General features: G+C 76.3%; 4 protein-coding genes. All 4 read left to right on the top strand.

Features of this window, described 5'->3' with window-relative positions; genetic code table 11:
- Nucleotides 1-3,882, top strand: a 3,882-nt coding sequence (locus ACZ407_RS17330; protein ID WP_468128930.1) for a type I polyketide synthase, incomplete at its 5' end; no start/stop codon positions are given.
- On the top strand, nucleotides 3,879-4,637 hold the full coding sequence (locus ACZ407_RS17325) for a thioesterase II family protein (protein ID WP_468128929.1): 759 nt from the start codon (nucleotides 3,879-3,881) through the stop codon (nucleotides 4,635-4,637). The genes ACZ407_RS17330 and ACZ407_RS17325, both read left to right, overlap by 4 nt.
- A gap of 153 nt (nucleotides 4,638-4,790) precedes the next feature.
- Complete coding sequence (locus tag ACZ407_RS17320; RefSeq protein ID WP_468128928.1) at nucleotides 4,791-5,657, top strand: hypothetical protein; 867 nt, start codon at nucleotides 4,791-4,793, stop codon at nucleotides 5,655-5,657.
- A 48-nt stretch (nucleotides 5,658-5,705) separates the two neighbouring features.
- The gene (locus ACZ407_RS17315) at nucleotides 5,706-8,864 is read left to right on the top strand and encodes a non-ribosomal peptide synthetase (RefSeq protein WP_468128927.1); all 3,159 of its coding nucleotides are present in this window, start codon (nucleotides 5,706-5,708) and stop codon (nucleotides 8,862-8,864) included.
- The last annotated feature ends 2 nt before the right edge of the window (nucleotides 8,865-8,866 follow it).

The raw sequence follows: 8,866 nt of genomic DNA, 5'->3' as shown, positions 1-8,866 counted from the left end.
CCCGCCACCAGCCTCGCCTGGGGCCTCTGGCACGAACGCAGCACCATGACCGGCAACCTCACCCCCACCGACCTCCACCGCATGAACCGACACGGGGTGACGGGTCTGGCCACGGACGAGGGCCTGGCGCTGTTCGACGCCGCCTGCGCGAGCGGCGAGGCGCACCTGCTGCCGATGAAGCTCGACGTGGCGGCCATGGGCCGCTCCCTCGGCGGGGAGCCGGTGCCGGCGCTGCTGCGCGGCCTGGTCCGCAGCCCGGGCCGCCGGACCGCGGCACGTGAGCAGGCCGCACCCCAAGGCGGCTCCCTCGCCGAGCAGTTGGCCGCGCTGGAGCCGGCGGCGCGTACGGAGTCCGTACTCGGCCTGGTGCGCGAGCACACGGCGGGGATCCTCGGGTACGCGGGGGCCGCCGGCGTGGACGCCGACCGCACCTTCAAGGACCTGGGCTTCGACTCGCTGACGGGCATCGAGCTGCGCAACCGGCTGAACGCGGCCACCGGCCTGCGCCTACCCTCGACGCTGGTCTTCGACCACCCGAGCCCGGCGGAGCTGGCGCGGTTCGTCGTCACCGAGGCGCTGGGCGCGGAAGCGGATGCCGGGGCCGATGCCGAGGCCTCCCGGGCAGCCGGGCAGGCGGCCGGGCGCGCCGTCCGGTCCGGCGCGGGCACCGATGAGGACCCGATCGCCGTCGTGGCCATGGCCTGCCGCTACCCGGGCGGGGTCCGCTCCCCCGAGGACCTGTGGCGGCTGGTGGACGCGGGCGAGGACGCGGTCTCCGGTTTCCCGGCGGACCGCGGCTGGGACGCGGAGGCCCTGTACCACCCGGACCCGGACCACCCCGGCACCACGTACTCGGTGGAGGGCGGATTCCTTTACGACGCGGGCGAGTTCGACGCGGCGTTCTTCGGGATCTCCCCGCGCGAGGCCCTGGCCATGGACCCGCAGCAGCGACTGCTGCTGGAGACCTCCTGGGAGGCCTTCGAACGCGCCGGCATCGACCCCCGCACCCTGCGCGGCAGCCGCACGGGCGTCTTCGCCGGAGTCATGTACCACGACTACGGCACCCAGGTCGGGGAGGTGCCCGAGGGGTTGGAGGCCTTCCTCGGCGGCGGCAGCGCCGGCAGCATCGCGTCCGGCCGGGTCGCGTACACGCTGGGGCTGGAGGGCCCGGCGATCACGGTGGACACCGCCTGCTCCTCCTCGCTCGTCTCCCTGCACCTGGCGGCCCAGTCCCTGCGCGACGGCGAGTGCTCCCTCGCGCTCGCCGGCGGGGTGACCGTGATGAGCACCCCGGACACCTTCATCGGGTTCAGCCGGCAGCGGGGCCTGGCCTCGGACGGGCGGTGCAAGGCGTTCGCCGAGGCCGCGGACGGCACCGGCTGGGGCGAGGGCGCCGGCATGGTGGTGCTGGAGCGGTTGTCGGACGCGCGGCGCAACGGCCACCCCGTGCTCGCCGTGCTGCGGGGCAGCGCGGTCAACCAGGACGGGGCGAGCAACGGCCTGACGGCCCCCAACGGCCCGGCCCAGCAGCGGGTGATCCGCCAGGCCCTCGACCGGGCCGGGCTGACCGGTGCGGACGTGGACGTGGTCGAGGGCCACGGCACGGGCACCAGGCTGGGCGATCCGATCGAGGCGCAGGCCCTGCTGGCCACCTACGGCAGTGCGCGCACCGGCGGGCACCCGCTGTTCCTCGGCTCGTTGAAGTCGAACATCGGGCACACCCAGGCCGCCGCGGGCGTCGGCGGGGTCATCAAGATGGTCATGGCCATGCGCCACGGCACCCTCCCCCGCACCCTCCACGTGGACGCCCCCTCCAGCCACGTGGACTGGGACTCCGGCGCCGTGTCCCTGCTGCTCGACCGGACCGAGTGGCCGGAGACGGGCCGCCCGCGGCGGGCCGCCGTGTCCTCGTTCGGCATCAGCGGGACCAACGCCCACGTCATCCTGGAGCAGGCCGGTGCCGAGGCGCCGCCGCGGGCGGACGTGCCGCCGCAGGAGGACGTGCCGGCGGACCGCGGGCCGGCCCTCGCGCTGCCGTGGGTGCTGTCCGGGAAGACGCCGGAGGCACTGCGCGGCCAGGCGGCCCGGCTGCGCGAGCTCGTACGGGAGCAGCCCGGGCTCGACCCCGCGGACGTGGGGTTCTCGCTGGCCACGACCCGGTCCGCGTTCGAGCACCGGGCGGCCCTCGTGGCCGGCGACCCGGCGGCCCGGCTCGCGGGGCTGGAGGCGCTGGCCCGCGGGGAGCAGGTCCCGGCGCTCGTGCAGGGCGCCGCCGGGGCGGGCGGCGGGCTCGCCTTCCTGTTCTCCGGGCAGGGCACCCAGCGGCCCGGCATGTGCCGGGAGCTGTACGCCTCCTCCGAGGTGTTCGCCGCGGCCTTCGACGCCGTCTGCGCGGAGTTCGGCCGGCACCTCGAACGGCCCCTGGCCGAGGTGGTGTTCGCCGGTGCGGACACCGAGGAGGCGGCGCTGCTCGGACGTACCGAGTACGCCCAGCCGGCGCTGTTCGCGGTGGAGGTGGCGCTGTTCCGGCTGCTGGAGGCGTGGGGGCTGCGCCCGGACCTGCTGGCCGGGCACTCGATCGGCGAACTCGCCGCCGCGCACGTCGCCGGGGTCTTCGACCTGCCCGACGCGGCCCGGCTGGTCGCCGCCCGCGGCCGGCTCATGCAGGCGCTGCCCGAGGGCGGGGCGATGGCCTCGCTCCAGGCGGCGGAGGAAGAGGTGCTGCCGCTCCTGGCGGGGCGGGCGGACGAGATCGGGGTGGCCGCGGTGAACGGGCCGGCGGCGGTGGTCGTGTCGGGTCGCGCCGCGGCGGTCGACGAGGTCGCCGCGCACTTCGCCGGGCTGGGCCGCAAGACCAGGCGGCTGCGGGTGGGGCACGCCTTCCACTCCCCGCTGATGGATCCCGCGCTGGGCGAGTTCGAGGCGGTGGCCCGCGAGGTGTCGTACCACCCGCCGCGCATCCCGGTCGTCTCCGACGTGACGGGGCGGACCGCTCCGGACGGGCTGCTGGCCGACCCCGGCTACTGGGTGCGGCACGCCCGGGAGGCGGTGCGGTTCGCCGACCAGCTGGCCCATCTGGACGGGGCGGGGGTGACCGCGTACGTGGAGGTCGGCCCGGACGGGGTGCTGGCGGCGATGGCCCGGGAGTGCCTCGGCCGCGGCCGGGCCCTGGTGGTGCCCCTCCAGCGGCGGGACCGTGCCGACGGTGCGGCGCTCGCCACGGCACTGGCCGAACTGCACGTCCGCGGGTTCTCCCCGGACTGGCGGGCCGTGTTCGCCGGCTCCGGCGCCCGCCGGGTGGGGCTGCCGACGTACGCGTTCCAGCGCAAGGCGTACTGGCTGCCCTCCGCCCCGGCCGCCGGGAACGCGCTGGAACGGCGGTTCTGGCAGGCCGTCGGCGAGAAGGACACGGACGCCCTCGCCGCGCTGCTCGACGTGGATTCCGCGGGCGAGCAGGAGGCGCTGGGTGCGGTGCTGGCCCTGCTGTCGGGCTGGGACCGCGGCCGCGTCCGCGCCGCGGACCTGCCGGAGGCCCCGTCGGGCGCCGGGGGCGCGGCGGACGGTGCCGGGCGGCTGCCCGGTTCCGCGGCGGAGCTCGCGCAGGCCCTGGCCCCGCTGTCCGGTGCGGAGCGGGCGGCGCTGCTGCTCGACGTGGTGCTGTCGGCCGCGGCCGCCGTACTGGGCCACGAGGACCCGCACGCCCTGCGGGCCGAGGACGACTTCCTCGACGTCGGCTTCGCCTCGCTGACCGCCGTGGAGCTGAGCGGCCGGCTCGCGGAGGCCACCGGCGTCGAGCTCGCGCCGACGCTGGTCTACGACCACCCCACGCCGGCCGTGCTGGCCGCGCACCTGGACGAGGAGATGCGGAGGAGCGCCTCATGAACACACTGACCCAGAGCCCCTGGATACGCCGGTACCAGCCGGCCCCGCCCGGCGCCGTCACGCTGGTGTGCTTCCCGCACGCCGGCGGTTCGGCCACGGCCTACCACGCGCTGGCCCGGGAGCTGGCCGGACGGCTCGACGTGGTGGCCGTCCAGTACCCGGGCCGTCAGGACCGGCACCGCGAGCGGCCCTTCGAGGACCTGCGCGAGCTGGCCCACGCCGCCTTCGAGGCGGTCACCGAGTCCCTCGGCACCGATCGGCCGCTCGCCCTGTTCGGGCACAGCATGGGCGCGTCCGTGGCCTTCGAGGTGGCCCGGCGGCTGGAGCTGAAGGCGGGGGTCTCGCCGGCGGCCCTGTTCGTGTCGGGGCGGCGGGCGCCGTCCCGGCACCGCACCGAGGACGTCCACCTGAGGGGCGACGCGGCGCTGCTGGGCGAGATCCGCGCCCTGGACGGCACCTCGCAGCGGGCCCTGGAGGACGAGGAGATCGTCCGGATGTTCCTGCCCTCCCTGCGGGCCGACTACCGGGCCATCGAGACCTACCGGCCGGCGGACGGCGCGATGGTCGGCTGCCCCGTGGTCGCGCTCACCGGGGACGCCGACCCGAAGACGACTCCGGACGAGGCCCGGGCCTGGCAGGAGCACACCACCGGCCCCTTCGACCTGCAGGTGTTCGGCGGCGGCCACTTCTACCTGTCGGACGAGACCGAGGCGGTGGCGCGGCTGGTTTCCGGGCGGCTGGCGGGGCTGCGGTGAGCGCCGTCGGCACCCCGCGGGCGGGCCGTCCGGCCAGGGGTGGCAGGGGTCGGCTAGGGGTTATCGCTGCGGGGAGGCGCGGTTAGCGTGACCGCGAATTCACCGCATTCCGAAGTACGCGAACGACGTGAACAGCATGGGGGAATCCGAGTCATGGCAGCTCCGCAGGCGTGGCGGGTCCTGAGCGAGGGAACGGCACGCGAGCTCGTGCTCGCCGTGGATTTCGACGCCACGGGCCGCGCAGAGGGACGTTTCACCGATCTGGCGAAGGGACTGGGCGACACGCCCTTCGCGATCTGGGAGACCGTTCCCCGGGAGGCCGTCCCCGCGACCGGTGACGGCGTGGACGGACGGCAGGACGGGCCGGGGGACGGCGGTCAGGTCGAACGGTGGCTGGCGGAGGTCCGGGCCGACGGCCGGCCGGTCCGTGCGGTCCTCGGCTTCTGCGTCGGCGCCGTGTACGCGGGCGAGGTCGCCCGGCGCGTGGCCGCCGGGCAGGACCGGGCCCCGGCAGTGGTGCTCTTCGACCCCGAGCAGTCCTCGCCCCTGACCCTCTACTCGCAGTTCCACAAGGTCGTGGACGCGATGGCCGCGCTCCTCGGGCCTGAGGAGACCGCCCGCGCGGCGGAGTCCGCCCGGGACGCCCTCCAGCGGCACACGTCGATGGCCGCGTTCGGGGCGGAGCTGCTCGACGTGTACCGGCGCGCCGCCAGGCCCGCCTTCGAACGCCTGGAGCTGGACGACCGGCGCACGGAGGAGATCACCGCGGTGTTCGCCTCGTTCGTGGACTACCTGGTCGCGGCGGCCGGCATCGATCCGCTCCCGGTGTGGCGCGAGGCCGTGGTGCTGACCTCCTCCTCGCCGACGAGCGGGCTGAACGGGTCCCGGGCCGCCGGCCCCGACGGGGACCTCACCGTCGGCCGGGAGCTCCGCGTCGACGTCCCGCACGTGGACCTGCTGCGCGATCCCGGTGTCATCGACACGGTCGCCGGGCTCCTCGGCACCGGTCCGCGCGCCTGAGCGCGGGCACCGCAGGCGGAACTCCCCCGCAACTACGGAACGGTTGGAATGCGAGAAGCAACGGAACTCCGGTCCTTCCCGGCCGACACCAAGGAGCAGGCCCTCTGGCTCCTCGACGAGCTCGTCCCCGTCAAGGGGGTCAACAACCTGTCCGTCTCCCTCCAGGCGGACGGGCAGCTGGCGGCCCCCGCGGTCCGGGCCACCCTGGACCTGCTGCTGCGCCGGCACGAGGCCCTGCGCACCGTCTTCCGGTACGGCGACGGTGCGCTCACCAAGGAGGTGCTGTCCCCCGAGGCCCTCGCGGTCGAGGTGGCGGAGCTGCACGCGGATCCCGGTGAACTCGCAGCGGTCGTGGGGGCGTTCATCGCCCGGCCGTTCGAGATCGACGGCCGGCCGCTGCTGCGCGCGGCGCTCGTGCGGTGTGCGGAGGGGGACGCGTTCTGCCTGGCCGTCCACCACCTCGTCTTCGACACCGTCTCCGGGGCGGTGCTGCTGGAGGAGTTCACCGCCGGGTACACGGCGCTGGCCGCGGGCGCCGCACCGCCCGCCGAACTCCTCGTGGAGCAGCCCCGTTACGTGGAGCCCGCGCCGAGTCCGGCGGGCCTGGAGTACTGGCGCGGGCACCTGGCCGGCGCCGACCCCGCGGCCCTGGGGCTGTGGTGCGGCAGCGAGGACCTCCCCGAGCCCACGCTGACCGGCGGGCAGGTCACGGCCGATCTGTCCGCCGGGGCGCTGGCGGTGGTCCGCGCGCTGCAGAAGGAGCTCCGCGCCCCGGAGGCCGTGGTGCTGCTGGCCGCGTACTGCCTGCTGCTGGCCCGGCACGGCGCCGGTCCCGACCTGGTCGTGGGCACTCCCGTGAACGTCCGCGGGCGGGGGGCGCCCCGGGCCGTGGGCTACCACGTGAACACCCTGCCGCTGCGGATACCCGTGGACCTGGGGGCCGGTTTCCGGGAGCTGGTGCGGACGGCCCGCGACGCGTTCTTCGGGGCGGTGGCGCACGCCGACGTGCCGGTGGACATCCTGCTGCCGGAGCTGCGGCGGGACGGCGGGGCCTCCTGGCGCAACACGGTCTTCCGGCACCTGTTCAACTACGTGCCGGACGACGGCCGCACCTCGTTCCCGCTCGCGGGGACCACGGCCCGGCGGCTGCCGGTGGAGAACGGCTTCAGCAAGTTCGACCTGGAGTTCTTCTTCCTGTCCTCGGCGGACCGGGTGAGCGTGCGGGCCGCGTACTACACGGAGGTCCTGGACCGCTCGGACGTGGCCGCCCTGGTCGAGCGCTTCGAGACGCTGCTGCTGGCGGCGGCCGAGGGGCCGGACCGGCCGGTGGGCGAACTGCCGGTGGCGGGCGGCACGGACCGGGCGGTCCTGGCCGCGGCCAACGACACCGCCCGCCCGGTGGCCCCGGCCACCGTGCTCGCCGCGGTCCGGGAGCGGGCGGCGAGCACCCCGTCCGCGGTGGCCGTCGAGGACGGCGGCCGCCGCACCACGTACGCGGGGCTCTGGCGGGCTGCCGAGCGCACCCGGGACGTGCTGGCGGGCGCCGGCATCGCGGCGGGCGACATCGTGGCCCTGGCCGCGCCCCGGGGGCCGGAGCTCGCTGCGGCGGCGCTCGGCGTGTGGCTGGCGGGCGCGGTGTACCTGCCGGTGGATCCCGAGCACCCCGCCCAGCGCCTGGCGTACGTGCTGGAGGACTCGGGCGCCGGGGCGGTGCTCGCGGCCCCGGGCGTGGCACTGCCCGAGGGCGTCACGGCGCGCGTGCTCGCCCTGGAGCCGCTCGCGGAAGACCCGGAGGGCTCCGCGGCAGGCCCGGCGGAGAGCGCCGCGGGCCCCGACCCCGACTCCGGCTCCCCCGCCTACCTGATCTACACCTCCGGCTCGACGGGCAAGCCCAAGGGCACCCTGGTGGGCCACGGGGCCCTCGCGAACGTGGTGCAGCACTTCGCCGAGGAGCTGAAGGCCGGCCCGGACGACGCGGTGCTGTGGCTGACCACCTTCGCCTTCGACATCTCCGCCCTGGAGCTGTTCCTCCCGCTGGCCGTCGGCGGGCGGATCGTCGTGGCCTCCGACGAGGCGCGTACGGACGGCCGGGCCCTGCTGGCCCAGGTGGCGGCGCAGGACGTGGGCATCGTCCAGGCCACCCCCACGACCTGGCGGTTCGTGGCCGACGCGGCCGGCGAGGGGCAGCTCGCGGGCCGCCGGCTGGTCTGCGGCGGGGAGCCGCTGCCCCCGGCGCTCGCGCGCTCCCTCGCCGCCACCGGCGGCCGGGTGCTCAACGTGTACGGGCCCTCCGAGACGACCATCTGGTCCACTTCGGGCCCCGTGGAGCGGGACGTGACCCGGGTGGACGTGGGCCGGCCGATCGCCAACACCCGCGTGTTCGTGGTCGATCCGGACGGCCGCGAGCTGCCCCTCGGGGTGCAGGGCGAGCTGTGCATCGCCGGGGCGGGGGTGGCCCTCGGCTACCACGGGCGCCCGGAGCTGACCGCGGAGCGCTTCGGGGAGCACCCCGAGTACGGGCGGCACTACCGCACCGGGGACGCGGCCCGGATCCGGCCGGACGGCAGCGTGGAGCTGATGGGCCGCACCGACCGGCAGATCAAGTTGCGCGGCCACCGGATCGAACTGGGCGAGGTCGAGGCGGTGCTGCTGGAGCAGCCGGGCGTACGGAGCGCGGCCGTGGTCGTCTCCGGGGCCGGGGGCCCCGATGCCGCGCTGGTGGCCTTCGTCGTGGCCGCGGACGGGTTCGACGCCGCCGCCCTGACGGCCCGTGCCAAGGCCCTGCTGCCCTCCGCCGCCGTACCCCGGGAGACCGTCGTGCTCGCCTCGCTGCCGACCACCGCCAACGAGAAGACGGACCACCTCGCGCTGGGCCGGCTCGCCGAGGAGCGCCGGGCCGAACGCGCGGCCGCGGCCCGGGAGGCGGCCGGCGCCGCGGAGGGGGCCGGGCCGGCCGACGCCACGGGCACCGCGCAGCGCCTGCTGGGCCTGTGGCGGGGCACGCTCGGCCGCACGGACATCGGCCCGGACGCCAACTTCTTCGACAGCGGCGGCCATTCGCTGCTGGGCGCCCAGCTCGTACAGCGCATCGAGGAGGCGCTGGGGGTCCGGGTGCCCCTCACCGACCTGTTCGCCCATCCCACACCGCTCGCCATGGCCGAGCACCTCGATCCGGACCGCGCCGCACCGCCGGCGCCGGGAGCCTGAGA

Source organism: Streptomyces sp. NPDC030809, assembly GCF_055572195.1.
This window is presented reverse-complemented; position numbering and strand designations above follow the sequence as displayed.